The sequence below is a fragment of the Stenotrophomonas sp. GL_101 genome, assembly GCF_057835675.1.
In genome coordinates this window covers 1650786-1676033 of sequence record NZ_CM174432.1, presented here as the reverse complement: position 1 = coordinate 1676033, position 25248 = coordinate 1650786, and the positions used below count along the sequence as shown (strand labels likewise).

At 66.0% G+C, this 25248-nt stretch carries 27 protein-coding genes; 7 read left to right on the top strand and 20 right to left on the bottom strand.

Going from position 1 to position 25248, the window contains the following annotated elements:
- Nucleotides 1-11: 11 nt before the first annotated feature.
- From hfq to rlmE, 6 genes are all read right to left on the bottom strand, one after another.
- Complete coding sequence (gene hfq / locus AC3IR9_RS07530; protein WP_489295096.1) at nucleotides 12-296, bottom strand: RNA chaperone Hfq; 285 nt, start codon at nucleotides 294-296, stop codon at nucleotides 12-14.
- 107 nt (nucleotides 297-403) lie between these two features.
- Nucleotides 404-1357 (bottom strand): tRNA (adenosine(37)-N6)-dimethylallyltransferase MiaA, encoded by a 954-nt coding sequence (miaA, locus tag AC3IR9_RS07525; protein ID WP_489295094.1) that lies wholly within the window; start codon nucleotides 1355-1357, stop codon nucleotides 404-406.
- Nucleotides 1357-2256 carry a dihydropteroate synthase gene (gene folP, locus AC3IR9_RS07520; RefSeq protein WP_489295093.1) on the bottom strand — a complete coding sequence of 300 codons (900 nt, stop codon included), beginning with the start codon at nucleotides 2254-2256 and terminating at the stop codon, nucleotides 1357-1359. The genes miaA and folP overlap by 1 nt, the downstream gene beginning before the upstream one ends.
- 72 nt (nucleotides 2257-2328) lie before the next feature.
- Nucleotides 2329-2511 (bottom strand): hypothetical protein, encoded by a 183-nt coding sequence (locus AC3IR9_RS07515; protein ID WP_489295091.1) that lies wholly within the window; start codon nucleotides 2509-2511, stop codon nucleotides 2329-2331.
- 108 nt (nucleotides 2512-2619) lie between these two features.
- Complete coding sequence (ftsH, locus tag AC3IR9_RS07510) at nucleotides 2620-4563, bottom strand: ATP-dependent zinc metalloprotease FtsH (protein ID WP_489295090.1); 1944 nt, start codon at nucleotides 4561-4563, stop codon at nucleotides 2620-2622.
- A 53-nt stretch (nucleotides 4564-4616) separates the two neighbouring features.
- The gene (rlmE, locus tag AC3IR9_RS07505; protein WP_489295089.1) at nucleotides 4617-5249 is read right to left on the bottom strand and encodes a 23S rRNA (uridine(2552)-2'-O)-methyltransferase RlmE; all 633 of its coding nucleotides are present in this window, start codon (nucleotides 5247-5249) and stop codon (nucleotides 4617-4619) included.
- 65 nt (nucleotides 5250-5314) lie between these two features.
- Here rlmE and yhbY point away from each other — a divergent pair, with 65 nt between their 5' ends.
- The 3 genes from yhbY to AC3IR9_RS07490 all read left to right on the top strand — a co-directional run bounded on the left by yhbY (nucleotide 5315) and on the right by AC3IR9_RS07490 (nucleotide 7356).
- Complete coding sequence (gene yhbY / locus AC3IR9_RS07500; protein ID WP_489295088.1) at nucleotides 5315-5620, top strand: ribosome assembly RNA-binding protein YhbY; 306 nt, start codon at nucleotides 5315-5317, stop codon at nucleotides 5618-5620.
- A 19-nt stretch (nucleotides 5621-5639) separates the two neighbouring features.
- Nucleotides 5640-6014, top strand: coding sequence for an Mth938-like domain-containing protein (locus AC3IR9_RS07495; protein WP_489295087.1), 375 nt, complete (start codon nucleotides 5640-5642; stop codon nucleotides 6012-6014).
- Nucleotides 6015-6121: 107 nt separating this feature from the next.
- Nucleotides 6122-7356, top strand: a protein-coding gene (locus tag AC3IR9_RS07490; protein ID WP_489291031.1) for an IS3 family transposase whose coding sequence is annotated in 2 segments (ribosomal slippage) — nucleotides 6122-6473 and nucleotides 6473-7356 — 1236 coding nt in all. Because the reading frame shifts where the segments join, the coding sequence is not laid out codon by codon here.
- 646 nt (nucleotides 7357-8002) lie between these two features.
- On the opposite strand, the gene AC3IR9_RS07485 is transcribed toward AC3IR9_RS07490, so the two are convergent.
- The 5 genes from AC3IR9_RS07485 to surE form a co-directional block, all read right to left on the bottom strand.
- Nucleotides 8003-9237 (bottom strand): IS3 family transposase gene (locus AC3IR9_RS07485; protein WP_489291031.1). Its coding sequence is split into 2 segments (ribosomal slippage): nucleotides 8003-8886 and nucleotides 8886-9237, totalling 1236 coding nucleotides; the frame shifts between segments, so codons are not numbered across the junction.
- A gap of 183 nt (nucleotides 9238-9420) precedes the next feature.
- Complete coding sequence (locus tag AC3IR9_RS07480) at nucleotides 9421-10197, bottom strand: peptidoglycan DD-metalloendopeptidase family protein (protein ID WP_489295086.1); 777 nt, start codon at nucleotides 10195-10197, stop codon at nucleotides 9421-9423.
- The gene (locus AC3IR9_RS07475) at nucleotides 10194-10808 is read right to left on the bottom strand and encodes a YqaA family protein (protein WP_489295084.1); all 615 of its coding nucleotides are present in this window, start codon (nucleotides 10806-10808) and stop codon (nucleotides 10194-10196) included. The genes AC3IR9_RS07480 and AC3IR9_RS07475 overlap by 4 nt, the downstream gene beginning before the upstream one ends.
- A 19-nt stretch (nucleotides 10809-10827) precedes the next feature.
- Nucleotides 10828-11505, bottom strand: coding sequence for a protein-L-isoaspartate(D-aspartate) O-methyltransferase (locus AC3IR9_RS07470; protein WP_489295083.1), 678 nt, complete (start codon nucleotides 11503-11505; stop codon nucleotides 10828-10830).
- A complete protein-coding gene (surE, locus tag AC3IR9_RS07465; protein ID WP_489295081.1) occupies nucleotides 11502-12281 on the bottom strand; it encodes a 5'/3'-nucleotidase SurE in 780 nt (259 codons plus the stop codon). The genes AC3IR9_RS07470 and surE overlap by 4 nt, the downstream gene beginning before the upstream one ends.
- A gap of 186 nt (nucleotides 12282-12467) precedes the next feature.
- Between surE and AC3IR9_RS07460 the strand changes: the two genes are divergently transcribed.
- Nucleotides 12468-13007 carry a Smr/MutS family protein gene (locus tag AC3IR9_RS07460; protein WP_489295080.1) on the top strand — a complete coding sequence of 180 codons (540 nt, stop codon included), beginning with the start codon at nucleotides 12468-12470 and terminating at the stop codon, nucleotides 13005-13007.
- A 282-nt stretch (nucleotides 13008-13289) separates the two neighbouring features.
- Here the strand turns inward: AC3IR9_RS07460 and truD are convergent, their stop codons facing one another.
- The 8 genes from truD to AC3IR9_RS07420 form a co-directional block, all read right to left on the bottom strand.
- Nucleotides 13290-14324 carry a tRNA pseudouridine(13) synthase TruD gene (gene truD, locus AC3IR9_RS07455; protein ID WP_489295078.1) on the bottom strand — a complete coding sequence of 345 codons (1035 nt, stop codon included), beginning with the start codon at nucleotides 14322-14324 and terminating at the stop codon, nucleotides 13290-13292.
- Nucleotides 14321-14818 (bottom strand): 2-C-methyl-D-erythritol 2,4-cyclodiphosphate synthase, encoded by a 498-nt coding sequence (ispF, locus tag AC3IR9_RS07450; RefSeq protein ID WP_489295077.1) that lies wholly within the window; start codon nucleotides 14816-14818, stop codon nucleotides 14321-14323. Before ispF ends, truD begins: the two co-directional genes overlap by 4 nt.
- 36 nt (nucleotides 14819-14854) lie before the next feature.
- Nucleotides 14855-15553: a 2-C-methyl-D-erythritol 4-phosphate cytidylyltransferase gene (gene ispD, locus AC3IR9_RS07445; RefSeq protein ID WP_489295751.1), complete on the bottom strand. Its 699-nt coding sequence runs from the start codon at nucleotides 15551-15553 to the stop codon at nucleotides 14855-14857.
- Nucleotides 15550-15897, bottom strand: coding sequence for a cell division protein FtsB (gene ftsB / locus AC3IR9_RS07440; RefSeq protein WP_489295076.1), 348 nt, complete (start codon nucleotides 15895-15897; stop codon nucleotides 15550-15552). The genes ispD and ftsB overlap by 4 nt, the downstream gene beginning before the upstream one ends.
- Before the next feature lie 4 nt (nucleotides 15898-15901).
- Complete coding sequence (gene eno, locus AC3IR9_RS07435) at nucleotides 15902-17194, bottom strand: phosphopyruvate hydratase (RefSeq protein ID WP_489295074.1); 1293 nt, start codon at nucleotides 17192-17194, stop codon at nucleotides 15902-15904.
- 106 nt (nucleotides 17195-17300) lie between these two features.
- Nucleotides 17301-17654, bottom strand: coding sequence for a hypothetical protein (locus tag AC3IR9_RS07430; protein WP_489295073.1), 354 nt, complete (start codon nucleotides 17652-17654; stop codon nucleotides 17301-17303).
- Between the two features lie 37 nt (nucleotides 17655-17691).
- Complete coding sequence (gene pyrG / locus AC3IR9_RS07425) at nucleotides 17692-19353, bottom strand: CTP synthase (protein ID WP_489295071.1); 1662 nt, start codon at nucleotides 19351-19353, stop codon at nucleotides 17692-17694.
- Nucleotides 19354-19993: 640 nt separating this feature from the next.
- Nucleotides 19994-20233 (bottom strand): hypothetical protein, encoded by a 240-nt coding sequence (locus AC3IR9_RS07420; RefSeq protein WP_489295069.1) that lies wholly within the window; start codon nucleotides 20231-20233, stop codon nucleotides 19994-19996.
- A 174-nt stretch (nucleotides 20234-20407) separates the two neighbouring features.
- Here AC3IR9_RS07420 and parE point away from each other — a divergent pair, with 174 nt between their 5' ends.
- The 3 genes from parE (at nucleotide 20408) to AC3IR9_RS07405 (ending at nucleotide 24018) form a co-directional block, all read left to right on the top strand.
- Complete coding sequence (gene parE, locus AC3IR9_RS07415; RefSeq protein ID WP_489295067.1) at nucleotides 20408-22297, top strand: DNA topoisomerase IV subunit B; 1890 nt, start codon at nucleotides 20408-20410, stop codon at nucleotides 22295-22297.
- 681 nt (nucleotides 22298-22978) lie between these two features.
- Nucleotides 22979-23419 (top strand): acetyltransferase, encoded by a 441-nt coding sequence (locus tag AC3IR9_RS07410; RefSeq protein WP_489295066.1) that lies wholly within the window; start codon nucleotides 22979-22981, stop codon nucleotides 23417-23419.
- 35 nt (nucleotides 23420-23454) lie between these two features.
- On the top strand, nucleotides 23455-24018 hold the full coding sequence (locus tag AC3IR9_RS07405) for a GNAT family N-acetyltransferase (RefSeq protein WP_489295065.1): 564 nt from the start codon (nucleotides 23455-23457) through the stop codon (nucleotides 24016-24018).
- A 96-nt stretch (nucleotides 24019-24114) separates the two neighbouring features.
- Here the strand turns inward: AC3IR9_RS07405 and AC3IR9_RS07400 are convergent, their stop codons facing one another.
- Nucleotides 24115-25236, bottom strand: coding sequence for an inorganic phosphate transporter (locus tag AC3IR9_RS07400; RefSeq protein WP_489295063.1), 1122 nt, complete (start codon nucleotides 25234-25236; stop codon nucleotides 24115-24117).
- Nucleotides 25237-25248 lie beyond the last annotated feature (12 nt).

Genomic DNA, 25248 nt, shown 5'->3' with positions numbered 1-25248 from the left:
CACGCAACGTGTCACTCAACGACATCTTCGCCTTCGGCACCTTCGGCACCTCCTTCATTGGACTGCACATACCCGCCACCCGGGCCGACCCGCACGTTGCGTGCCGGCACCACGGTCGAGATGGCGTGCTTGTACACCATCTGGCTCACGGTATTGCGCAACAGCACCACGAACTGGTCGAACGATTCGATCGTCCCCTGCAGCTTGATGCCGTTGACCAGATACACCGAAACCGGCACGCGTTCGCGCCGAAGTGCATTCAGAAACGGGTCCTGCAGCGATTGCCCCTTGGACATTGCACACTCCTGATTATTGTTTTTATGGTTTTCCGGCCGTTGCCACGGACCCCGCCGCCCACCGGAATCCTTGATGGTACACGGGCCGGAGGGGGGAAGGCGTGGACTCAGCGTGCGACGAAGGTCGACACCGCATCTGCCAGGGAAGTCTGTTGGAGATGGGGGTCGAACCAGCGCACATCAAGCTCGCCGCGCAACCAGGTCAACTGGCGCTTGGCCAGTTGACGGGTGGCCTGGATGGCGCGGTCGCGGAACTGACTGGCAGTGCCCTGCCCGTCCAGATATTCCCAGGCCTGCCGGTAGCCCACCGCGCGGATCGCCGGGAGGTCCAGCGGTGCGGCCACCCGGGCCATCGGCGGCAGCGCACGCAGCGCCTCCACTTCGCCCAGGAAGCCCTGTGCCAGCATCGCGTCGAACCGGGCCTGGATACGCTGGTGCAGCACGCTGCGTTCGCGCGGTGCCAGCACCAGTTTGAGCGTGCGCACGGGCAGCCGGTCCACGCCAGGCAGTTTCTGCCATTCGCTGATCGGGGTGCCACTGAGCCGGTAGACCTCCAGCGCGCGCTGGATACGTTGCGGGTCGGTGGCATGGATGCGCCCGGCTGCCACCGGGTCGACACCGGCCAGGTCGGCATGGAGTGCGGCCCAACCCCGCTCGGCGGCTTCCCCGGCGAGCTGCGCGCGGGTGTCCGGATCGGCCGGCGGCATCGGCGACAGGCCCTGCAGCAGCGCACGGAAATACAGCCCGGTACCGCCGGCAAGGATCGGCATGCGGCCACGCGCCAGGATATCGGCCACCGCGCGCGCGGCATCGGCGGCGAACTCGGCGGCCGAGTAGGTCTGCCACGGGTCGCGCAGGTCGAGCAGGTGGTGCGGCGCCTGCGCTCGCTCGGCGGCGTCGGGCTTGGCCGAGCCGATGTCCAGGCCACGGTAGACCAGCGCGGAGTCGACGCTGACGATTTCCCCGCCCAATTGCCGGGCCAGCGCGATCGCGGTGGCGGTCTTGCCCGACGCGGTCGGGCCCATCACCGCAATCGCCAGCGGTCGCTGGTCGGCAGCCATCAATCCTCGTCCGGCCAGCGCGGCATCGCCGGTGCTGCGTCCACACGCGGCATCGGCACCGCGTCCACCGCCGCCCACACCTTCAGCGCATCGACCGTGGCGGCCACATCGTGCACGCGCAGCAGCAGCGCACCGCGTTGGGCGGCAATCAGATGTGCCGCCACCGAGCCGGCCACCCGGTCGCGCGGCTGCTCGCGGCCGGTCAGCTCGCCGAGGCTGCGCTTGCGCGACAACCCCGCCAGCATCGGTACGCCAAGCTCGATGAACCGGGCCGAGCGCGCCAGCAGGATCATGTTGTGCTCGGTGGTTTTGCCAAAGCCGAAGCCCAGGTCGATGACCAGGTTCTTCTTGGCGATGCCGGCCATTTCGGCGGCAAACAGGCGGTCGACCAGGAAGCGGTGCACCTCACCGACCACGTCGTCGTAATGCGGCGTGTCCTGCATGCTGCCCGGCTCGCCCTGCATGTGCATCAGCACCACCGGCACGCCCAGTTCGGCGGCCGCGGCCAACGCGCCGGGCTGGCGCAGCGCGTGGATGTCGTTGAGCATCCCGGCGCCGGCCGCAACGGCGGCGCGCATCACTGCCGGCTTGAAGGTATCGATGCTGATCGGCACCGTGGTCTGGCGTGCGAGACGCTCGATCACCGGAATCACCCGGCGCAGCTCTTCCTCCTCCGGCACCGGGCCGCTGCCCGGGCGGGTCGACTCGCCGCCGATATCGAGCAGGTCGGCCCCTTCGGCGACCAGTTGCAGGCCGTGCGCGACGGCTGCGTCCACGCTGTCATGCGCGCCCCCGTCGGAAAACGAGTCCGGGGTGACATTGACGATGCCCATGACGCGCGGACGGTCCAGCCGCAAGCGGCGACCGCCACAGTCCAGCGAGGGAGAAAGATCGAACATGGGCAGGTCCAGGAAGTACGCCAACGCCTAGTTTACGCTGACCTGCGGCACCGGCCTGGGTAGGGCCAGGCACTACCGCCGACGCTGGCGGTCCACGTACAGGGTCTTGGCGATGCTGAGCAGGATGCCCAGCGCGATGCCGATGCCGGCACCGAGCAGGAAGTTGTCACGGAACAGGCCGATGCCAACGCCGATGACCGTGGCGATCACCATCTCGGCGGTGTGCGAAACCGGTGCAGGGGGTGTGGTGGACATGGCAACTCCGCGACAGAAGAACAGAAGACAGGAACGAGTGCCGCATTATCGCGCGGAAACGACAAAGGCCGGGTCGCCCCGGCCTTTGTCATTCACATCCCCGCCTGCTTACAACTGTTCGGCAGGACCGGCGATCGGCGGCACCGGACGGGCGTCGCCACCCTTGTCGTTGTTGCTGCCGCCATCGCTCTTGTTGGACTTGTTCCAGCCCATCGGCGGCGGCGGATCGCGACCTTCCATGATCGCGTCGATCTGCGGCGCGTCGATGGTTTCGTACTGCAGCAGCAGCTGGGTCATCGAGTGCAGCTTGTCGACGTTGGCGGTGAGCAGTTCGGTGGTCCGGGCGTAGGCCTTGTCCAGGATGCTGCGCACTTCCTCATCGATACGGCGCGCGGTGTCGTTGGACACGCTCTTGTGCTGGGTCACCGAACGGCCGAGGAACACTTCATCGTCCTCTTCACCGTAGGCGATCGGGCCGAGAGTCTCGGACAGGCCCCACTTGGTGACCATGTTGCGGGCCATCTTGGTGGCACGCTCGATGTCATTGGAGGCACCGGTGGTGACCTTGTCGGGCCCGAAGATCAGCTCTTCGGCGACGCGGCCACCATACAGCGAGCACAACTGCGACTGGATCGCCACGCGGTTGATCGAGTACTTGTCGCCTTCGGGCAGGTACATCGTCACACCCAGCGCACGGCCACGCGGAATGATGGTGACCTTGTAGACCGGGTCGTGCTCGGGCACCAGGCGACCGACGATGGCGTGGCCGGCTTCGTGGTAGGCGGTGAGCGTCTTTTCTTCTTCGCTCATGGCCATCGAACGGCGTTCGGCGCCCATCAGGATCTTGTCGCGCGCACGGTCGAAGTGGTCCATACGGACTTCCTTCTCGCTGTTGCGCGCGGCAAACAGGGCCGCCTCGTTGCACAGGTTGGCAAGATCGGCACCGGAGAAGCCCGGCGTACCGCGCGCGATCACCATCGGCTCGACATCGTCTGCCAGCGGCAGCTTGCGCATGTGCACCTTGAGGATCTGCTCACGGCCCTTGACGTCGGCCAGGCCGACCACGACCTGACGGTCGAAACGGCCCGGGCGCAGCAGCGCGGGATCCAGCACGTCGGGACGGTTGGTGGCCGCGATCACGATCACGCCTTCCCCGCCTTCAAAGCCGTCCATCTCGACCAGCAACTGGTTCAGGGTCTGCTCGCGCTCGTCATGACCGCCGCCCAGACCGGCACCGCGATGACGGCCGACCGCGTCGATTTCATCGATGAAGATGATGCACGGGGACTGCTTCTTGGCCTGCTCGAACATGTCGCGGACGCGGCTGGCGCCGACGCCGACGAACATTTCCACGAAATCCGAACCGGAGATCGAGAAGAACGGGACCTTGGCTTCGCCGGCAATGGCGCGTGCCAGCAGGGTCTTGCCGGTACCGGGCGGGCCGACCATCAGCACGCCGCGCGGAATCTTGCCGCCGAGCTTGGTGAACTTGGTCGGATCGCGCAGGAAGTCGACCAGTTCGCCCACTTCTTCCTTGGCCTCGTCGCACCCGGCGACATCGGCGAAGGTGACCTTGATCTGGTCTTCGCCCTGCAGCTTGGCGCGCGACTTGCCAAAGGACATCGCGCCCTTGGTGCCACCGCCACCGCCCTGCATCTGGCGCATGATGAACAACCAGAAGCCGATGATCAGGATCACCGGGAGGAAGTTCATCAGGATCGCGCCCAGGGAAATGCCGCTGGACGGCTCTTCCTGGACAATTTCCACGTTCTTGCCGCGCAGCACGTTGATCAGGTCACGATCGTAGGGCGCAGTGATGGTGGCGCTCTGGCCGCCGCGGGTGGTGTAGGACAGCTGGCTGGTACCGCCGCGGACTTCGCCGGCGAAGGTCACCTTCTGGACGTTGCCGCTGTCCACCTGGTCCAGGAACTGGGAGTAGGTTGCCCCTTGGGCTCCAGCGCCACTGCTCTTGGGCGAGAAGCTCTGGAACACCACCATCAGCACCACGGCGACCACCACCCATAGCAGGAGGTTCTTGGTCAAGTCGTTCATCCTCATCGGCTCCGGTGTTCCTCTAATTCCTGACGCAATTGGTATGGTTGAGCTTACTTGATCTGTGCACGCTTGCCCTGCCCCAAGGCATATACCTCGGACGAGCGCTTGCGGGACGCTTCCGGCTTGCGGATCACCACCTTGTCGTACCGACGGCGCATCTCGCGCACGTAGTCGTCAAAGCCCACGCCCTGGAACAGCTTGATCAGGAACGCGCCACCGGGCTTGAGGTGCTGGTCGGCGAAATCCATCGCCAGCTCCGCCAGGTGCATCATCCGCGGCTGGTCGACCGCGTCCATGCCACTTTTATTGGGGGCCATATCCGATAGCACAAGGTCTACCGGCTGATCCCCCAGCATGGCTTCAAACTCCGATAGGACGGTTTGCTCCCTGAAGTCACCGTGAAGGAACTCCACGCCGGCCAACGGCGGCATCTCCAGGATGTCCAGGGCCAGCACCCGGCCGGTGTCGCCGATCTGGCGGCGGATCTGCTGCGACCACCCGCCCGGGGCGGCACCGAGGTCCACGACCACCATGTGCGGCTTCAGCAGCCGGTCACGCTCGAGCAGCTCCTCCAGCTTGTAAGCGGCGCGCGAACGCATGCCCTCGGCCTGGGCCTTCTTCACGAAGGGGTCGGCAAAGTGTTCTTTCAACCAGCGTTGACTGCTTTTGCTACGGGAAGCCATTGGAAATAGGGCCGGACGGGGTGGTCATGATACCCTGATCGCCCCAGTTAACCGCTTGTTCCTGAATGTCTATCGCACTGACCTCTGCCCAAACCCGCTTCCTCCGCGGCCATGCCCATGATCTGAAAGCCCTGCTGCAGATCGGCGGCAAGGGGGTCACGCCGGCCTTCCTGGCCGAACTCGAAGAAGTGCTGGAACGCCACGAGCTGGTCAAGATCAAGGTAGCCGCCGACGACCGCGACGCCCGTGATGCCATGATCGCCGAGCTTGCCACCGTTTCCGGCAGTGCCCTGGTGCAGCGCATCGGCCACGTTGCCGTGCTGTACCGGCCAAGCAAGGAACACCGCCAGATCGTGCTGCCGCGCGGCTGAGCCGGAACCGGAACCGCCGATGCAGCTGAGCCACGAACTGCCTGACTACGCCTACTCGCTGCGTGCTGCCGATGGCCGCACCGCGAAAGTGAACGACCGCACCCTGGCCAGCAGCTTCATCCTGACCCCGGACACGCTGGTGGATGCCTGGCCGGTCGCCAGCGTCGCCACGCTGACCCCGGAGGATCTGCAGCCGGTACTGGCGTTGAACCCGGCGCTGGTGGTGCTGGGCACCGGGGAGACCCAGGTGTTTCCGTCCGCCGCGGTGATGGCCGCCTGCCTGACCCGTGGGATCGGCCTGGAAGTGATGAACAACCCGGCCGCCGCGCGCACCTTCAACATCCTGGCCGGCGAAGGCCGTCGGGTAGCCGCAGCGTTCATCCTGACCGGCTGAAATGCGATTTTTCTGTTCAGAAAAGGCCGCCATGGGCGGCCTTTTTTGTGCCTCTGACCCGTCCTGAATTGAGTTGACACCTTTTCCCACAGGAAGAGGAATGTTCAATGAATTCAACAATCAGGCGCAGCCAGCGGGATTACTCGCTGGCCTTCAAGTTGTCGGTGGTGGACCAGGTCGAGCGTGGGGAGCTGACCTACAAGCAGGCCCAGGAGCGCTACGGAATCCAAGGACGGAGCACCGTGCTGTCGTGGCTTCGGCGACATGGTCGGCAAGACTGGTCAGGTGGGGCATCATCTGCCCCCATGACCACAGCTCCCAAGTCCGGAACGGCCAAGCCGCTGACACCGGAACAACAGATCAAAGTCCTGCAGGTTCAGCTGCGGGAGGCGACCGAGAAGGCGCAGCTTTTCGAGGCCATCGTGGATGTGCTCAAGGAAGACTACGGGGTGCGCATCGTAAAAAAGCCTTCCGGCAAGTCCTCACGCAAAGGCGCCTCCAAGGCGTAAGCGTGGCAAGGGCTTGCCGGCATTTTGGTATCAGTCGCCAAGCGTACTATCAGGCAGGCCATCGTCAGCAGCGGCAATTGGCCGACGGTGCTCGGGCGCTCGCGCTGGTAGGTGGCTATCGAGCGCGCCAGCCGCGCATCGGCACGCGCAAGCTGCATCATCTGATTGGACCGACGCTTCAAGCATCGGGAGTGGCAATGGGGCGCGACCGTCTGTTTGGCGTCCTTCGTGATGCCCGGCTGCTGGTCCCCATGCGGCGGGCGTACCACAAGACGACCGACAGCCATCACCGCTTCCGGCGGCACCCCAATCTTCTCAAGCCCGGCGAAGGGCGCGTGGTACCGACCGGCAGTGAGCAGGTCTGGGTAGCCGACATTACCTACCTGCCCACGCAGGGGAAATTTGTATACCTGAGCCTGATTACCGATGTGTGGTCGCGCAGGATCGTGGGCTGGAGCGTGCACGACACCCTGCAGACCGAACAGGTCGCCCAAGCACTGCAGATGGCGCTGAAGGAACGAAAAACGCGGCAGCAGCTGATCCATCACTCCGACCGGGGCATCCAGTACTGCTCGGACTACTACCAGAAGATCCACGCCAGGCATGGGGTGACCTGCTCGATGACCGATGGCTACGACTGCTACCAGAATGCGCTGGCCGAACGGGTAAATGGGATATTGAAGGGCGAGTTCCTGCTGCACCGGCCCCGGGACCTGCTGCAGGCACGCCAGATGGTCGCCGAGTCGGTGGGGATCTATAACGCCGAGCGGCCGCACCTGTCGCTTAAAATGCAAACGCCCGATGCGGTGCATCGGGCGTCTCTGGCCGCCTGACGGCGGCCAGATCATCCGCCACAGGTGTCAACCTATGGCAGGACGGGTCACTCCGCCACGTATCACCGACCGTTGCTGGTTATGCGGTTCACTAAACAGCCGCGGATTCGCTCAGGCATGCCGCGAGCGTTCGGGCCCCTCCGCGGCCGACAGGCCCTTGGTGCAAATGTCCCCCGGCTGCCTGCGGCAGCCTCCTCCTTTATTTTGCCCAAGGGCCTGCCGGCCGCGAAGGGGCTCGGCGTTCGGAACGTAGAGCACTCCAATGGTTCTGGTAGGCCGCAATCGTTTGCCCGCGCGTGGGATAGATTGGCGTGACCACCAACGGTGGTCACCTACCTTCGTACGGGCATCGGTACCTGCGCGCAAAAAAGGTTCATCGCGGAATACAGCCATACGCAAGCCGAGCCCCTTGGTGGCCGGCAGATCCTTGGCAAAATAAAGGAGGAGGTCGTCGCCGCAGGCGTCGGCCGGGGGACATTTGCACAAGGGTCTGCCGGCCGCCAAGGGGCCCGGACGCTCGCGTCGCACGCAATCGGGGACGCACCCCCTCGCCGTCGTCGCCCGTTGAAGTGAGCCTCTCCTCTCAGATAGAGAAGTGACCCGTCCTGCCATAGGTTGACACCTGTGGCGGATGATCTGGCCGCCGTCAGGCGGCCAGAGACGCCCGATGCACCGCATCGGGCGTTTGCATTTTAAGCGACAGGTGCGGCCGCTCGGCGTTATAGATCCCCACCGACTCGGCGACCATCTGGCGTGCCTGCAGCAGGTCCCGAGGCCGGTGCAGCAGGAACTCGCCCTTCAAAATTCCATTGACCCGTTCGGCCAGCGCATTCTGGTAGCAGTCGTAGCCATCGGTCATCGAGCAGGTCACCCCATGCCTGGCGTGGATCTTCTGGTAGTAGTCCGAGCAGTACTGGATACCCCGGTCGGAGTGATGGATCAGCTGCTGCCGCGTTTTTCGTTCCTTCAGCGCCATCTGCAGTGCTTGGGCGACCTGTTCGGTCTGCAGGGTGTCGTGCACGCTCCAGCCCACGATCCTGCGCGACCACACATCGGTAATCAGGCTCAGGTATACAAATTTCCCCTGCGTGGGCAGGTAGGTAATGTCGGCTACCCAGACCTGCTCACTGCCGGTCGGTACCACGCGCCCTTCGCCGGGCTTGAGAAGATTGGGGTGCCGCCGGAAGCGGTGATGGCTGTCGGTCGTCTTGTGGTACGCCCGCCGCATGGGGACCAGCAGCCGGGCATCACGAAGGACGCCAAACAGACGGTCGCGCCCCATTGCCACTCCCGATGCTTGAAGCGTCGGTCCAATCAGATGATGCAGCTTGCGCGTGCCGATGCGCGGCTGGCGCGCTCGATAGCCACCTACCAGCGCGAGCGCCCGAGCACCGTCGGCCAGTTGCCGCTGCTGACGATGGCCTGCCTGATAGTACGCTTGGCGACTGATACCAAAATGGCGGCAAGCCCTTGCCACGCTTACGCCTTGGAGGCGCCTTTGCGTGAGGACTTGCCGGAAGGCTTTTTTACGATGCGCACCCCGTAGTCTTCCTTGAGCACATCCACGATGGCCTCGAAAAGCTGCGCCTTCTCGGTCGCCTCCCGCAGCTGAACCTGCAGGACTTTGATCTGTTGTTCCGGTGTCAGCGGCTTGGCCGTTCCGGACTTGGGAGCTGTGGTCATGGGGGCAGATGATGCCCCACCTGACCAGTCTTGCCGACCATGTCGCCGAAGCCACGACAGCACGGTGCTCCGTCCTTGGATTCCGTAGCGCTCCTGGGCCTGCTTGTAGGTCAGCTCCCCACGCTCGACCTGGTCCACCACCGACAACTTGAAGGCCAGCGAGTAATCCCGCTGGCTGCGCCTGATTGTTGAATTCATTGAACATTCCTCTTCCTGTGGGAAAAGGTGTCAACTCAATTCAGGACGGGTCAAAGAACCAAAAAACGCCTCAATCCTTGATGGGAGCGAGGCGTTTTTCAAGTGAGCCGCAGTACGACCGTTGGTCGGCTGCCGTTGTGTCGGTCGGCGCGGCGTCCAGGAGCAGCCGACCAACGGTCGGCTCTACTTCGGCGGCAGGTACAGCAGCGGATCGACCGGCTTGCCGTTGTAACGGATCTCGAAGTGCAACATGTCGCGGGTGGTGCCGGTGCGGCCCATCTCGGCGATCTGCTCGCCCGCCTTCACGCTCTGCCCTTCGTTAACCAGGCGCTTGCGGTTGTGCCCGTACGCCGACAACCACTGGTCGCTGTGCTTGATGATGATCAACTCACCGAAGCCGACCAGGCCGGCGCCCGAGTACACCACCACGCCCGGCGCGGTCGCCCGCACCGGCTGGCCACTGGTACCGGCGATGTCCACGCCCTGCTTGGTCACGTCGGCGCCAACGAAACGGCCTACCAGTGCCCCGTCTGCCGGCCAACGCCAGTTGATGCTGCTCTTGATCGCCGTGGTCGGCGACGGCGTCGGGGCCGTCACCGGGGCCGTCGTCCCCGGACGCGGCGCGGTCACCACCGTGGTGGGCGCGCGCCCTGGCGCGCTGCCGCCCGGATACAGGCGCAGCGTCTGCCCCGGATAGATCGTGTACGGCTCGGACAACCCGTTCCAGCCGGCCAGGTCGCGCGGGGTGATGTTGTGGATCCGCGCCAGCGCATAGAGCGTATCGCCACGGCGGATCACCACCGTCTGGCCCGGCTTGGCCACCGACGACTGCGGCGTTGTGTGGACCGTACCCCCCGACCCCGGCTTGACCACCGTCGCGGTGCCACAACCGGCCAGCGTGGACACCACCAGCAACATTGCAGTGGCGCGCAGCCCCTTGCTCAAACGATCAGCACTCATGCGAACTTCGACCTCCAGACTAGCCAGGCGACCAGCGCCACGACCAGCACGGTCGCGATCCAGCCCAGCGGTTCAATCCAACGCCGCAACGCAGCTTCCGCGCGCGGTCCACCAATACGGATCACCGCCGCCAGCACGAACACGCGCTTGCCCCGGCCGATCAACATGCTAAGGAAATACTGCGGCAGCGGTACCCCGACGATACCCGATGCCCACGTGAAGACCTTCATCGGGATCGGCATGAAGCCGCCCAGCACCAGGAAGGTGAACACCGCCCAGGGCGACTCGGCCATCTTGGCCTGCACCACCGCGATGCCACTTTCGATGCCCGACAGCATGCCCAGCGCCGCAAAGGCCGGCTTGAGCGCCTCGAAGGCGAAGTGGCCCAGTGCATAGCCCACCAGCGCACCGGCCATCGACCCGGACAGGCTCAATGTAGCGAACCACCAACCGCGCTTGGGCTGGGCCACGCACATCGGCGCCAGCATCACCTCGGGCATCACCGGGAAGATGATCGCCTCGATGAAGCTCAACACGGTCAGGTAGGTAGGCGCCCGCTCGTGCGCGGCCCACTTCATCGCCCGCTCGTACAGCGGGCCAAATATCTTCATGACGTAACGCTCCTGTGGATCAATCCAGCATGCCAGACAGCAGCGGCACGAACGTGACCGGCGCCAGTACCTGCTGTTCGATGCTGCCGTCCTCGCGACGGGTCAACTGCACCAGCGACTGCGCGCCCGGGCCACCGACCGGCGCGACCAGGCGCCCGCCCACGGCCAGCTGCTCGACCAGGGCATCGACCAGCGCCGGCGCTGCAGCCGTCACCACGATCGCGTCGAACGGGCCGTGTTCGGCCCAGCCCACCCGGCCGTCGTCGTGCTTGGTACGGATGTTCATGCCCAGCGCGCGGAACCGCTTGCGCGCCTGGCGCAGCAGGTCGCCGATGCGCTCGACGGTATATACCTCCAGCCCCAGCGCCCCGAGCACCGCGGCCTGGTAGCCCGAACCGGTCCCTACTTCCAGCACCCGCTTGGGCGCGGACTGCAGCACCGCCTCGGTCATCCGCGCCACCACCCAGGGCTGGGAGATGGTCTGCCCGTGGCCGATCGGCAGCGCGGTGTCTTCATAGGCACGCGAGGCCAGCGCCTCGTCGATGAACAGATGCCGCGGCACCACCCGGATCGCGTTGAGGGTGTCCTCATCGACAATGCCGGCGTCGCGCAGGCGGTCGACAAGACGGTCGCGGACCCGTTGCGAGGTCATGCCGATGCCGACCGCTTCGGGCTGCAGGCGCAGGCGCTGGCTCATGCCGGGCGATCCAGCGCAGCAGTCAGGCCACCGACCCAGCTGGCGACCTTTTCCAGGGCCTGGTAGCGGGTCAGGTCGACCTGGATGGGGGTGATCGAAATGAAGCCGTTGCGCACCGCGTGGAAATCGGTGCCGGGGCCCGAATCCTGCTCGCGCCCGGCCGGGCCGATCCAGAACACCTCGTTGCCGCGCGGATCGCGCTGCGCGATGCAGCCCTCGGCGCGATGCCGGTTACCGAGGCGGGTGACCTCGAAGCCGCGGATATCGCTCCACGGCAGGTCGGGCACGTTGACGTTGAGGATGGTGTCAGCCGGCAACGGGTCGGCCTTGAGCCGGGTCACGATCTCCACCGCCGCGCGGGCGGCGGTTTCAAAGTTCTTCGGCTCGTGGTTGTGGGTCACCAGCGACATCGCCACCGCCGGCAGGCCGAGGAAGCGACCTTCCATCGCCGCCGACACGGTGCCGGAATAAATGACGTCATCGCCCAGGTTGGCGGCGTTGTTGATCCCCGACACCACGATGTCCGGCTCGTACTCGAGCATGCCGGTCAACGCCAGGTGCACGCAGTCGGTCGGCGTGCCGGCCACCGAGCAGGTGTAGTGGTCGATGCGTCGCATGCGGATGGGCAGGTCCAGGGTCAGCGAATTGCTGGCCCCGGAACGGTCACGATCCGGGGCGACCACCGTCACTTCATGACCGACGTCACGCAGTACCGAGGCGAGCATCTTGATGCCTGGCGCATCGACACCATCGTCGTTGCTGACCAGAATCCGCATCTGCGATTTAACCGCTTGATTTTTCAAGACTTCGATTCCATCACTTTCCAGCGTTGGCGGGGCCGGCCGCTCCCCGCCCGGGGAACATCGACCGCGCAAGTGCGTCCGCTATTGTGCCGCAAGCGGGCAGATCGTCCTACCCCGCTGACGGTAGGCAGCCGCCGTCAGGCGCATTAGGCTAGCGCCATGTCACATCCTGAAGACGAAGATCCCGCTGCGCTGTTCCGCTCGGCCATCGGCGAGGTCAAACCGCTGCGCAAGCCCGCTGCCGTACCGCCGGCCACGCCCAAGCCGAAACCCCGTGCGCGCATGGCTGAACGCGACGATGAGCAGGCGCGGGGCGAATTTGCGCGGCTGCTGCGCGACAGCAGCCCGCTGGAAGCCGGCGACACCGCCAGCTATCGCCGCGACACCCTGCCGGCGCGGATGTTCCAGCGACTCAAGCGCGGCCAGTATTCGGTACAGGACGAACTGGACCTGCACGGTGCCACCGTCGCCCAGGCCGAAACCCTGCTACGCCAGTTCCTGCTCGAAGCGCATGCGCATGAACACGGTTGCGTGCGCATCATCCATGGCAAGGGGCTGCAGTCCGATGGCGGTGCGCCGGTACTGAAGAACCTGGTCGACCGCGTGTTGCGCCTGCGCAACGACGTGCTGGCCTTCCATTCGGCGCCCGCCGGGCAAGGCGGCACCGGTGCGGTGCTGGTGTTGTTGGCGAACCGGTAACCGGCGCGGCCAGCCGACCAACGGCCGGCTCTATGTGATTGCCCGCCGCGAAATCATCGCCATGCACCGCACGCGGTAGCGCCGACCGTTGGTCGGCTGCACGCGCGGCATGGCTTTTCGGTGCCGGAACGGAATGCAGCCGACCAACGGTCGGCTCTACATGATTGCCCGCCGCGAAATCATCGCCATGCACCGCACGCGGTAGCGCCGACCGTTGGTCGGCTGCACGCGCGGCATGGCTTTTCGGTGCCGGAACGGAATGCAGCCGACCAACGGTCGGCTCTACGTGGCCTGGCTGGCGTCTTCCACCGGCCCAAGTTCGTGCAGCACGGCGGTGGCATAACACCCTGGCGGCAGCGCGAAGCTTAGTTCCAGTACGTCAGGTTGCAGCCACTGGTGCTGCAGCGTTGACGGGCGCAGGCGCAGCGCGCGGCGCTCCTGCTTCAGGCGCGCGCCTTCCAGCCCGGTGCGCAACGCCAGCGATTGTTCGTCGCTGATCGCGCCCAGTTCCAGTGCCGCTGACGCATCGGTGCTGCGCAGCTCGCCCTCGCCCCACAACGGGCCGCTGGGATGGATGTCGAAACGCGCCAGGCGGTCGGCCAACAGGTCGGTGAACGGCTCCGGGCCGAACACGCTGCGGCTGCCATCCAGCATCCAGACCTCACCGTCCAGCGGCGCGTCCCAGTTGCCCTGCTCGACGCGGGCGGCCAGGACCTGGTTGAACAGTGCCGAACGCGCGGCCGAGAGCAGCAGCGAGCGCTGGTCCGGGCGCAGCCGACGGCCGCCGAACATCGCCAGCGCGGCCGGTACGTTGCCGCCGTCGCGGCCGAAGCGCTGCTCACCGAACCAGTTCGGCAGGCCCCGCGCGGCGATCAGCGACAGGCGCTCGTCGATCGCAGCGGCATCGCCCTGCACATCGCGCAGCACCAGCTTGAAGCGGTTGCCGGCCAGCGCGCCGCGCTGCAGCTTGCGGTTGTGCCAGGTCGACTCGACCACCTCGATCTCATCGGCGCCGATCAACGCCAGGTCCGGCGCGATCCGCTTGGGCAGGTGTACGCTGAAACGCTGGGTGGTCACTGCATGGCGGTCTTTCATGCCCGCGTAGCTGACCGCCATGTCGGGCAGGCCGGCCCACCGGGCAAGCACCTTGGCGACATGCGCGGTGTTGGCGCCGCGCTTGCGCAGGGTCAGCAGCAAGTGCTCGCCCTCCCCGCTCGGCTCGAACGCGGGCAGTTCGTCCACCTGGAAATCTTCCGGGGTCGTGCGGATCTTGGCGCTCAACAGGGGCGCGCCATAGGCCAGCGGCAAGGGAATCACAGCGCCACCAACAGCACGACGGCCTGTGCGGCGATGCCTTCGGCACGCCCGGTGAAGCCCAGCTTTTCCGAGGTGGTGGCCTTGACGCTCACGCAGTCCAGCGCCACCCCGAGCACCGCGGCGATGCGCTCGCGCATGGCCAGTGCATGTGGCCCAACCTTGGGGCGCTCGCAGATCACGGTGATATCGGTATTGCCGACCTGCCAGCCGCGTTCACGCAGCAGGCCGTTGCAATGGTCGAGCAGATGCGCGCTGTCGGCACCCTTCCAGCGCATGTCCGAGGGCGGGAAGTGCACGCCGATGTCGCCCAGCGACAACGCACCGAGCATCGCATCGCACAGCGCGTGCAGGATCACATCACCGTCGCTGTGGGCAAGTACGCCGCAGCTGTGCGCGACGCGGACGCCACCGAGCATGACGTGGTCGCCCTCGCCAAAGGCGTGGACGTCGTAACCCTGCCCGATCCGGACCGGGGGAAATGCGGGGGTGTTCATGGCAAAAACCTGCAGTTGTGGCCAGCGCGCGCGGACTCAGTGCCCGCGACGCGACAGCTCGAATTCAAAGCGGGACAAGTCGGCCGGGGTGGTGACCTTGAAGTTGTCCTCGCTGCCTTCCACCAGCAACGGACGCAGCCCTTGCCGCTCCATCGCCATGGCTTCGTCGGTGACCTCCACGCCGGCAGCGGCCGCCTCCTGCAGCGCGCGCGCCAGTTGATGGCGGCGGAACAGCTGCGGGGTCAACGCGCGCCACAGGCGTGCGCGGGGTTCGGTGGCGTCGATGCCACCATCATCACCGGCCCGCTTGAGCGTGTCGCGGACCGGTGCGGCCAGGATCGCCCCGACCGGATCATTGCGCCCCACTTCCAGCAGCCGGCCCAGGTCGGCGGTGGCCAGGTTGGGCCGTGCGGCATCGTGGACCAGCACGAAATCATCGGCACGCACGCTGTCAGGCAGCGCCTGCAGGCCCGCCAGTACCGAACCGGCGCGGGTGTCGCCACCGATGCAGGTCAGGATCGGCTTGTCGGCCAGCGATTGCCAGCCCGGCCAGTCGGCATCCTGGTCGGCAATGACCACCACCACGCCGGCCACGACCGGGTGCGACAGCAGGGCTTCCAGCGTATGCGCCAGCAGCACCCGATCGCCTGCGAGCAGATACTGCTTGGGGGTGGGCCCGCCAAAGCGGGCACCCCGACCGGCCGCCGGCACCACCGCCCAGACGCTGCCCATCAGGGTACGTCCTGGTGCGGGGCATCGGGATCGACCGCCGCCGGCGCGCGCGGTGGCGCGACCGGGGCGTCTTCCACGACGCGGTAGAACTTCTCGCCAGGCTTGATCATGCCCAGCTCACTGCGTGCGCGCTCCTCGATGGCCGCCTGGCCTTCCTTGAGGTCCTTGACCTCGGCGGCCAGCGCATCGTTGCGCTGCTGCAGCCCGGCGTTGTCGCGCTGCTGGTTGGCGACCTGGGCCTCCAGGGTCATCACTTCCCCTGAATTGCCCGGGCCGAACCAGAAGCGATACTGCAACCACGCCAACAACAGCGCGAGCAGCAGCAGCATCCAGCGCCAGTTGCGCATGGGATCAGCGCTTCAACGACACGAACGCATCACGCCCGGCGTAACGCGCGCCGGCACCGAGGGCTTCCTCGATGCGCAGCAGCTGGTTGTACTTGGCCACGCGATCGCTGCGGCACAGCGAGCCGGTCTTGATCTGGGTGGCGGTGGTCGCCACGGCGATGTCGGCGATGGTGGTATCTTCGGTTTCGCCCGAACGGTGCGAGACCACGGCGGCGTAGTTGGCGCTGTGCGCCATCGCGATGGCTTCCAGGGTCTCGGTCAGCGTGCCGATCTGGTTGACCTTGATCAGGATCGCGTTGGCGGTGCCCGACTCGATGCCTTCCTTGAAGATCTTCGGATTGGTCACAAACAGGTCGTCGCCGACCAGCTGCACCTTGCTGCCGATGCGGTCGGTCAGCAGTTTCCAGCCGGCCCAGTCGTTCTCGGCCAGGCCGTCTTCGATGCTGATGATCGGGTACTGCGCGGCCCAGTCGGCCAGGAAATCGACGAACTGGTCGGAGGTCAGGCGCTTGTTCTCGCCCACCAGGTTGTACTTGCCGTTCTCGTAGAACTCGCTGGAAGCCACGTCCAGGCCCAGCAGCACGTCTTCACCGGCGGTGTAACCGGCCTTGCCGATCGCTTCCAGGATGGTGTCCAGCGCTTCGACGTTGCTGCGGAAGTCCGGCGCGAAGCCGCCTTCATCACCCACCGCAGTGCTCAGGCCATGGCCCTTGAGCACGGACTTGAGCGAATGGAAGATTTCGGTACCCGCGCGCAGCGACTCGGAGAACGAGCTGAAGCCGACCGGCAGCACCATGAATTCCTGGAAGTCGACGTTGTTGTCGGCATGCGCGCCGCCGTTGATGATGTTCATCATCGGCACCGGCAACGAGGGGGTCACACCGGTCTTGCCGGCCAGGTACTGCCACAGCGCCTGCTTGCTGGCGGCAGCGGCGGCGTGCGCGGTGGCCATCGAAACGGCCAGCAGCGCATTGGCACCCAGGCGGCCCTTGTTCTCGGTGCCGTCGAGGTCGATCAGGCGACGGTCGAGGCCTTCCTGGTCGGCCGCGTCATAGCCGGCCAGCGCAGTGGCGATGGTGGTGTTGACGTTGGCCACGGCGTTGCGCACGCCCTTGCCCAGGTAACGGGTCTTGTCGCCGTCACGCAGCTCCACCGCTTCCTTGCTGCCGGTCGAGGCGCCCGACGGAACCGCGGCGCGGCCGAACGAACCGTCCTCCAGGATGACATCGGCTTCCAGCGTGGGGTTGCCACGGCTGTCGAGGATTTCACGGGCGTGGATGCTGCGGATCGTGGTCATAGCGGGCCGGTTACCAGTTCAGGAAGGGGGAACGCGAAAAAGTGACGCCAAAAAAACGTGCCGCGTGATTATCCCCGTCAGCCTGCCGCTTGCCAAATCGGCCGGCTCAGAACAGCGCCGGCACGCACAGGACCGCCAGCAGCAGCACCAGCAGCAGCAACGCGCAGACCCCACCGGCCGGCTGGCGGCGCAGGCGGATGGACAGCACGCCGGCAACCACGGCCGAGAGCAGTGCGGCCGCTCCCAGCGCGAGAGTCAGGTACAGGTAGGGGGCGGTGGCCTGGATGGCATGGCTGCCATCGCCGGGCATGCCGACACTGGCCAGGACCAGCACCGTCAGCATGAACGCGCAGGCCCAGGCACCGATCGACAGCAGCAGTGCCGCCCACCCCCATGGCCAGGCCCGCCAGTGGCGGCGCTGGCGACGGGCGTCCAGTGCCGCCCAGGGATCCTGGCTCATGCCGGCCGCCGGCAGCGGCGGCCCAAGCGCGGGGCGGTCAGGCGCCCGCTGCCAGCGATGCGCCAGCGGCCTTGCGCTTGCGCGCAGCACCGATGAAGCCGATGAACAGCGGATGCCCCTCGCGCGGCGTGGACAGGAACTCCGGATGGGCCTGGCAGGCCAGGAACCACGGGTGCTGGTCACGCGGCAGTTCCACCACTTCGACCAGGGTGTCGTCCATCGACTTGCCGGCGATCACCAGACCGGCGTCTTCCAGCTGGGTGCGGTAGCGGTTGTTGAATTCGTAGCGGTGGCGGTGACGCTCGGACACCACGTCCTTGCCGTACAGCTCGCGGGCCAGCGTACCCGGCTTCAGGCGCTGCTCCTGCAGGCCCAGCCGCATGGTGCCGCCGAGGTCGGAACGCTCGTCGCGCTTTTCGGTTTCGCCGCTGGCGGTGCGCCATTCGGTGATCAGGCCGATCACCGGGTGCGGCGACTGGCGGTCGTTCTCGGTGCTGTTGGCGCCTTCCAGGCCGGCGACGTGACGCGCGTAATCGACCACGGCGGCCTGCATGCCATAGCAGATACCGAAGTACGGCACCTGCTGCTCACGCGCGAACTGCGAGGTCAGCACCTTGCCTTCGAACCCACGATCGCCAAAGCCCCCCGGCACCAGGATGCCGTCGACATCCTCCAGCGCGGTCATGTCGGTGCCTTCCAGCTCCTGCGCCTCCAGCCATCTCAGGTTGACCTTGGTGCGCTGGCGCAGGCCGCCGTGCTTGAGCGCCTCGCCGACGGACTTGTAGGCGTCCTGGTGGTCGATGTATTTGCCGACCACCGCAATGGTGACCTCGTCCAGCGGGTGCAGGGTGGCATCCACCGCCGCTTCCCATTCGGACAGATCGACCGGGCCGGCCTTGTCGCCCAGCTTGAGCTGGTTGACCACGATGTCGTCCAGGCCCTGTTCGTGCAGGCCCATCGGGATGCGGTACAGCACGTTGACGTCGGGCACGCTGATCACCGCGCGCTCGGAAACGTTGGTGAACTGGGCGATCTTGCGGCGCTCGGACTCCGGCACCGGCTGTTCGGAACGGCACAGCAGCACGTCCGGCTGGATGCCGATCGAGCGCAGTTCCTTGACCGAATGCTGGGTCGGCTTGGTTTTCAATTCGCCGGCGGCCGCGATGTAGGGCACCAGGGTCAGGTGCATGAACAGCGCCTTCTCCGGGCCGCGTTCGGTGCGCACCTGGCGGATCGCTTCCAGGAACGGCAGCGATTCGATGTCGCCCACGGTGCCGCCGATCTCCACCAGCGCCACGTCGAAGCCTTCGGTGGCTTCGTCCATGCAGCGGCGGATCTCATCGGTGATGTGCGGGATGACCTGCACGGTGGCACCCAGGTAGTCGCCGCGACGTTCCTTGCGGATCACGTTCTCGTAGATGCGGCCGGTGGTGACCGAATTCTTGCGGCTCAGGCGGGTACGGACGAAGCGTTCGTAATGGCCCAGGTCCAGGTCGGTCTCGGCGCCGTCGTCGGTGACGTACACCTCGCCGTGCTGGAACGGGCTCATGGTGCCCGGGTCGACGTTGATGTACGGGTCGAGTTTCATCATCGTGACCTTCAGGCCACGGGCTTCGAGGATGGCAGCGAGCGACGCGGCGGCAATGCCTTTGCCGAGCGAGGACACTACGCCACCGGTTACGAAGATCAAGGGAGTCATGGCTGGGGGTGTCCTGTCAGGAAGGGGAAAACGACGCCGGCGCGCGAGGCGACGGTCGACGTGAAGGGGAAATCGGGGAGGATCACGCCGGGGGCTGCGGGAAACGCACGCGCCGGGGACGGGATCGGGGGGGAGGCACGCGAGGGGCCGGTCAGCGACGTCGGGTCAGCCGTGCCGGCCACTGTAGAGACCGTCACCTCCTGCCTACCCTGCTGGCGATCGCGCACGACCGAACCAGTCCATTCGCTGATGGATGACACGTACTGCTCCCGGAAAGCGCTAGTTTACAGATTGAAGGCCGCAAGCCCAAGCGCTGGCGGCGACTTCACAGGAAAAGAGTTCATTTTTCAACGGCGTGAAAGATCACAGGCGGTCATTCGGGGCCGCTTGGCGCCCGGCAGGCCCTTGTGCAAATGTCCCCCGGCCGACGCCTGCGGCGACGGCCTCCTCCATTATTTTGCCAAGGGCGTGCCGGCCGCCAAGCGGCTCGGCTTGCGGTGCGTATAGGCGCACTCCGATGCTTGCCATGGGCCGCCGGGGTTCCCGACACGCGGTACCAACGTGCTTTTCCCCCAAATGGGAGAAGAACCAAAAAAAACGCCCCGGCAAGGCCGGGGCGCCCATGGCAGCAGAAGAGGGCTCAGCGCTTCTTGCGGGCTTCCTCTTCTTCTTCCTTCTGCGGGGCCTGTTCGCCCTTGGCTTTCATCTCGGCGGTGGCCTGGGCACGGCGCTTGGCCTTGGCGTCCGCCTCGGACTGCGCCTTGTCGGCCTGCTCGCCCTGCTGCGGGGTGGGCTGGCCCTGTCCGGCGTTCTGGGCCAGTGCCAGCGGCACGGCCACGACGGCGGCGGCAATGGCAACGATGGTCAGCAACTTCTTCATGGGGCACTCCTCGCGATATCGGCTTGGGATGGGGTCACCGGTGACGGTTTCCACCACGCACAGTCTATCCAATCCCGGTCGGCCGGCCCCTGAACGCCCGGCTTGAACATGTGGCGTGCAAAAAAGCCGCCCAGACCGCAAACTTCGCCGTCGCTTTGCGCTTTATGAAGACAGATGAACGCCCGCTATAACGCCGCCGATATTGAAGTCCTGTCCGGCCTGGACCCGGTCAAGCGCCGCCCAGGCATGTACACCGACACCTCGCGCCCGAACCACCTGGCCCAGGAAGTCATCGACAATGCCGTCGACGAAGCCCTGGCCGGCCACGCCCGTACCGTGGAGGTCACCCTGTACAAGGATGGCAGCTGCGAGGTCACCGATGACGGCCGCGGCATGCCGGTGGACATCCACCCGGAGGAGAAGATCCCCGGTGTCGAACTGATCCTGACCCGCCTGCACGCCGGCGGCAAGTTCAACAACAAGAACTACACCTTCTCCGGCGGCCTGCACGGCGTGGGCGTCAGCGTGGTCAATGCGCTGTCGACCCTGGTCGAAGTGCACATTCGCCGCGACGGCAGCGAACACCGCATCACCTTCCGCAATGGCGATCGCGCCACGCCGCTGGAAGTGGTGGGCAGCGTCGGCAAGAAGAACACCGGTACCCGCGTGCGCTTCTGGGCCGACCCGAAGTATTTCGATACGCCCAAGTACAACCTGCGCGCGCTGCGCCACCTGCTGCGCGCCAAGGCCGTGCTGTGCCCGGGCCTGACGGTCAAGCTGCGCGATGAAGCCACCGACGAACAGGACAGCTGGTACTTCGAGGATGGCCTGAGCGATTACCTGCGCGCCGAACTGGGCGAGCGCGAGATGCTGCCGGCAGACCTGTTCGTGGGCACGCTGAAGAAAGACAACGAAATCGTGGACTGGGCGGTGGCCTGGCTGCCCGAAGGCGAGCTGGTCCAGGAAAGCTACGTCAACCTGATCCCGACCGCCCAGCACGGCACCCACGCCAACGGCCTGCGCACCGGCCTGACCGAGGCGCTGCGCGAGTTCTGCGACTTCCGCAACCTGCTGCCGCGCGGGGTCAAGCTGGCCCCGGAAGATGTCTGGGACCGGGTCTCGTTCGTGCTGTCGCTGAAGATGAGCGACCCGCAGTTCAGTGGCCAGACCAAGGAGCGACTGTCCTCGCGCCAGGCTGCCGGCTTCGTCGAAGGCGCCGCCCATGATGCCTTCAGCCTGCTGCTCAACCAGAACGTGGCGCTCGGCGAGAGCATCGCCCAGCTGGCCATCGAGCGTGCCAGCGCGCGCCTGAAGACCGAAAAGCTGGTAGTCCGCAAGAAAGTCACCCAAGGCCCTGCCCTGCCCGGCAAGCTGGCCGACTGCATCAGCCAGGACCTGTCGCGCACCGAGCTGTTCCTGGTCGAAGGCGACTCGGCCGGCGGCAGTGCCAAGCAGGCCCGCGACAAGGACTTCCAGGCGATCCTGCCGCTGCGCGGCAAGATCCTGAACACCTGGGAGGTGTCCTCGGGCAGCGTGCTGGCCTCGGAGGAAGTGCACAACCTGGCCATCGCCATCGGTTGCGACCCGGGCAAGGACGACATTTCCGGCCTGCGCTACGGCAAGGTGGTGATCCTGGCCGACGCCGATTCGGACGGCCTGCACATCGCCACCCTGCTGACCGCGCTGTTCCTGAAGCATTTCCCGGCGCTGGTGGATGCCGGCCACGTGTTCGTGGCGATGCCGCCGCTGTTCCGCATCGACGTGGGCAAGCAGGTGTTCTACGCGCTGGACGAAGAAGAAAAGCGCAGCCTGCTGGACAAGATCGAGCGTGAGAAGATCAAGGGTGCGATCAGTGTCACCCGCTTCAAGGGCCTGGGCGAGATGAATCCGCCCCAGCTGCGCGAGTCGACCATTCATCCCGACACGCGGCGCCTGGTGCAGCTGACCATCGACGATGGTGAGCAGACCCATTCGCTGATGGACATGCTGCTGGCCAAGAAGCGGGCTGGCGATCGCAAGCAGTGGCTGGAGAACAAGGGCGACCTTGCCTCACTGGAAGCCTGACCCTGCGCTGCACCGGCACGATAGCCACTTAAGAAAAACGCCGCGATCCCATCAGGGATTGCGGCGTTTTTTGGTTTTTCTCCCGACTGCGGGGATTGCTCAAGCCAACGCCCGCAAAGCAAGGGCGGCGAGTGCGTACCTGTACTGGTTTGGCAGGTGCGGGTGGGTTTGCGGGACACGCTGCAAGTACATCCTTGTAAGCTCCGCCACCGCATCCATGCGGTGGAGGGTCCCGCAAACCCACCCGCACCTGCCCTTCGACACTTTCCTGGGGCGCACAGGAAAGCAGGGCTTCCCGTGCACCTGAAGGCTCACGGTTGCCGGTCCACCAAAGCGCAGACTGCCATCCTGTCGCCGCTAACGCGCCGAAAGGGCCCCGTGTTGTTGCACTTGGTTCTGGCCCAGGCCAGCAGCCAATTGTCGAGGGCAGGGGTGGGTGGGTTCACGGGACCCTGAGCGCCATGGATGGCGCGACGGAGCTTACATGGACGTACTTGCAGCGTGTCCCGTGAACCCACCCACCCCTGCCCAGCCTGGAAGCCGATGACAGAAGCCGCCTTCCGCATTTCCTTCCATTAGGCGGAGCCTTTGCTTAAGCGAACAGCATTACGCCTTTTGGCGGGTTTTTTCGTAGCCTGCCCGGGTGATAATCGAGCGCCACTTTTCCCTGCTGGAGCTGACATGGAAGGCATCCGCCCTGCCCGGCCCGATGATCACGCCCGCATCACCGAAGTGTGGGAGGCCTCGGTGCGCGCCACCCACGACTTCCTGCCTGCGTCGGCAATCAGCGCGCTGCGCCCGTTGATTGGCGACTACCTGCTGGCGGTGCAGCTGTGCGTTTACGACGATGCCCGCGGCACCCTGCAGGGCTTCCTCGGCGTGGCCGGGGAAAAGATCGAGATGTTGTTCATCGCACCGCAGGCACGCGGGGCCGGGATCGGCGCGCGGCTGCTGCGACATGCCGTCGAGGACCTCGGCGCCAACGCACTGGACGTCAACGAGCAGAATCCGCAGGCCGTCGGCTTCTACCAGCACCAGGGCTTCATCGTCACCGGGCGTTCGCCGCTGGATGGGCAAGGCCAGCCACACCCGCTGCTGCATATGCGCCTTGCCCGCCTGTGAGCTGCCAGCCTGCCTGACCGTTTTGAGGAGATGCCATGCAATTCGCCGATACCCTGCAGCTGCACAGCGACCGCCTGGTGCTGAGCCCGATCCGTGCGGGCGACGCGGCCGCGTTGTTCGCGATCCAGTCCGATCCGGCGGTGATGCGCTATTGGAACCATGCGGCCTGGACCACCATGAAGCAGGCGTATGCACAGATCCTGGACGACCTCGGTGCCCAGAACACCGGCGTGCAGCTGAAACTGGCCATCCGCGAACGCGCTGACGGCCCCCTGCAGGGCATCTGCGTGGTGTTCGCCATCGACGTGGCCTCCGGGCGCGCGGAAATCGGCTACCACCTTTCCCCCCAGGCGCAGGGCAAGGGTTACATGGGCGAGGCGTTGGAACGCTTTGTCAGCTACCTGTTCGACGAACGTGGGCTGCGCCGCCTGGAAGCGGAGATCGACCCACGCAACGTGCCCTCGGCCAAGGTGCTGGAGCGGATCGGCTTCCAGCGCGAAGGACTGCTGCGCGAGCGCTGGTGCGTGGCGGGCGAACTGTCCGATTCGGCGTTGTATGGATTGCTGGCGCGTGACCGCGCGGTGCCGGTCGCACGGTGACCGGCCGGGTCGCGCCGACCAGGCCCGGCTGACGCCCACCAGGCCCCCCCACGAAAAAGCCCGCCTTGCGGCGGGCCGTTCGTTGCAGCGGCGTGCTTACGCCCAGCCGAACATCTCGAACAGACGCAACATCAGGTAGGCGCAGCCACCGGCGGCCGGGATGGTCAGGATCCATGCCCAGACGATGCGCTCGATCACGCCAAGGCGCAGCGACCGCGGGTTCTTGGCGTAGCCCACGCCCATGATCGCGGTGGAGATGCTGTGCGTGGTGGAGACCGGCATGCCGAAGTGTGCGGCCACGGTCAGGATGGTGGCCGAGCTGGTCTCCGCGGCGAAGCCATGGATGGGATGCAGCTTGACCATCTTGTGGCCCAGGGTCTTGATGATCTTCCAGCCGCCCGAGGCGGTACCGGCCGCCATCACCACCGCGCAGGTCAGCACGATCCACATCGCGATGCCGTCACCGGTGCTCGCGTCCGGGTGCATGAAGGCCAGCCATGACGGCAGGTCGTTCAGCGCACCGGTGGCCTCGGCACCGATCAGGGTCATGGCGATGATGCCCATGGTCTTCTGCGCATCGTTGTGGCCGTGGGCAAAGCCCATGTAAGCGGCCGACACGATCTGCGCCTTGCCGAAGAACGCATTGACGATGCGCGGGCGGGCCATGCGGCCCAGCCAGCCACCGGCCTTGGCCATGCCGGCGATGATCGCCCACAGCAGCAGCATCACCACGATGCCCAGCAGGAAGCCGGCCACCGGCGAGGTGATCATCGGCAGGAACACCTTCCACAACAGGCCCTTGTTCTGGGCCCAGGTGCCGATGCGCTCGGACCAGATCAGCGCATCCCAGTTGTTGTGGGCGGCCGCCAGGCCGGCACCGCACAGGCCTCCGATCAGCGCGTGCGAGGACGAGGACGGCAGGCCCTTCCACCAGGTGATCAGGTTCCAGATGATGCCGCCCAGCAGCGCACACAGGATTACCTGCGGGGTCACATCCACCACGTTGGTGTTGAGCAGGCCCGAGGCGATGGTGAGCGCCACGGCGGTACCGGTGAGCGCGCCGATCAGGTTCATGACCGCGGCGAGCATCACCGCCCAGCCGGGCGAGAGGACTTTGGTCGCCACCACGGTGGCGATGGAGTTGGCGGTGTCGTGGAAGCCGTTGATGAACTCGAAAATGAGCGCGGCCAGGATCACCACCAGGACAAGGGTCAGCATGCTGTGGCGTCC

What these genes read in the sequence shown, in the direction of transcription:
- hfq (WP_489295096.1), bottom strand. Translation starts at nt 296, where the DNA reads ATGTCCAAGGGGCAATCGCTGCAGGACCCGTTTCTGAATGCACTTCGG.
- miaA (WP_489295094.1), bottom strand. Translation starts at nt 1,357, where the DNA reads ATGGCTGCCGACCAGCGACCGCTGGCGATTGCGGTGATGGGCCCGACC.
- folP (WP_489295093.1), bottom strand. Translation starts at nt 2,256, where the DNA reads ATGTTCGATCTTTCTCCCTCGCTGGACTGTGGCGGTCGCCGCTTGCGG.
- AC3IR9_RS07515 (WP_489295091.1), bottom strand. Translation starts at nt 2,511, where the DNA reads ATGTCCACCACACCCCCTGCACCGGTTTCGCACACCGCCGAGATGGTG.
- ftsH (WP_489295090.1), bottom strand. Translation starts at nt 4,563, where the DNA reads ATGAACGACTTGACCAAGAACCTCCTGCTATGGGTGGTGGTCGCCGTG.
- rlmE (WP_489295089.1), bottom strand. Translation starts at nt 5,249, where the DNA reads ATGGCTTCCCGTAGCAAAAGCAGTCAACGCTGGTTGAAAGAACACTTT.
- yhbY (WP_489295088.1), top strand. Translation starts at nt 5,315, where the DNA reads ATGTCTATCGCACTGACCTCTGCCCAAACCCGCTTCCTCCGCGGCCAT.
- AC3IR9_RS07495 (WP_489295087.1), top strand. Translation starts at nt 5,640, where the DNA reads ATGCAGCTGAGCCACGAACTGCCTGACTACGCCTACTCGCTGCGTGCT.
- AC3IR9_RS07480 (WP_489295086.1), bottom strand. Translation starts at nt 10,197, where the DNA reads ATGAGTGCTGATCGTTTGAGCAAGGGGCTGCGCGCCACTGCAATGTTG.
- AC3IR9_RS07475 (WP_489295084.1), bottom strand. Translation starts at nt 10,808, where the DNA reads ATGAAGATATTTGGCCCGCTGTACGAGCGGGCGATGAAGTGGGCCGCG.
- AC3IR9_RS07470 (WP_489295083.1), bottom strand. Translation starts at nt 11,505, where the DNA reads ATGAGCCAGCGCCTGCGCCTGCAGCCCGAAGCGGTCGGCATCGGCATG.
- surE (WP_489295081.1), bottom strand. Translation starts at nt 12,281, where the DNA reads ATGCGGATTCTGGTCAGCAACGACGATGGTGTCGATGCGCCAGGCATC.
- AC3IR9_RS07460 (WP_489295080.1), top strand. Translation starts at nt 12,468, where the DNA reads ATGTCACATCCTGAAGACGAAGATCCCGCTGCGCTGTTCCGCTCGGCC.
- ispF (WP_489295077.1), bottom strand. Translation starts at nt 14,818, where the DNA reads ATGAACACCCCCGCATTTCCCCCGGTCCGGATCGGGCAGGGTTACGAC.
- ftsB (WP_489295076.1), bottom strand. Translation starts at nt 15,897, where the DNA reads ATGCGCAACTGGCGCTGGATGCTGCTGCTGCTCGCGCTGTTGTTGGCG.
- eno (WP_489295074.1), bottom strand. Translation starts at nt 17,194, where the DNA reads ATGACCACGATCCGCAGCATCCACGCCCGTGAAATCCTCGACAGCCGT.
- AC3IR9_RS07430 (WP_489295073.1), bottom strand. Translation starts at nt 17,654, where the DNA reads ATGAGCCAGGATCCCTGGGCGGCACTGGACGCCCGTCGCCAGCGCCGC.
- pyrG (WP_489295071.1), bottom strand. Translation starts at nt 19,353, where the DNA reads ATGACTCCCTTGATCTTCGTAACCGGTGGCGTAGTGTCCTCGCTCGGC.
- AC3IR9_RS07420 (WP_489295069.1), bottom strand. Translation starts at nt 20,233, where the DNA reads ATGAAGAAGTTGCTGACCATCGTTGCCATTGCCGCCGCCGTCGTGGCC.
- parE (WP_489295067.1), top strand. Translation starts at nt 20,408, where the DNA reads ATGAACGCCCGCTATAACGCCGCCGATATTGAAGTCCTGTCCGGCCTG.
- AC3IR9_RS07410 (WP_489295066.1), top strand. Translation starts at nt 22,979, where the DNA reads ATGGAAGGCATCCGCCCTGCCCGGCCCGATGATCACGCCCGCATCACC.
- AC3IR9_RS07405 (WP_489295065.1), top strand. Translation starts at nt 23,455, where the DNA reads ATGCAATTCGCCGATACCCTGCAGCTGCACAGCGACCGCCTGGTGCTG.
- AC3IR9_RS07400 (WP_489295063.1), bottom strand. Translation starts at nt 25,236, where the DNA reads ATGCTGACCCTTGTCCTGGTGGTGATCCTGGCCGCGCTCATTTTCGAG.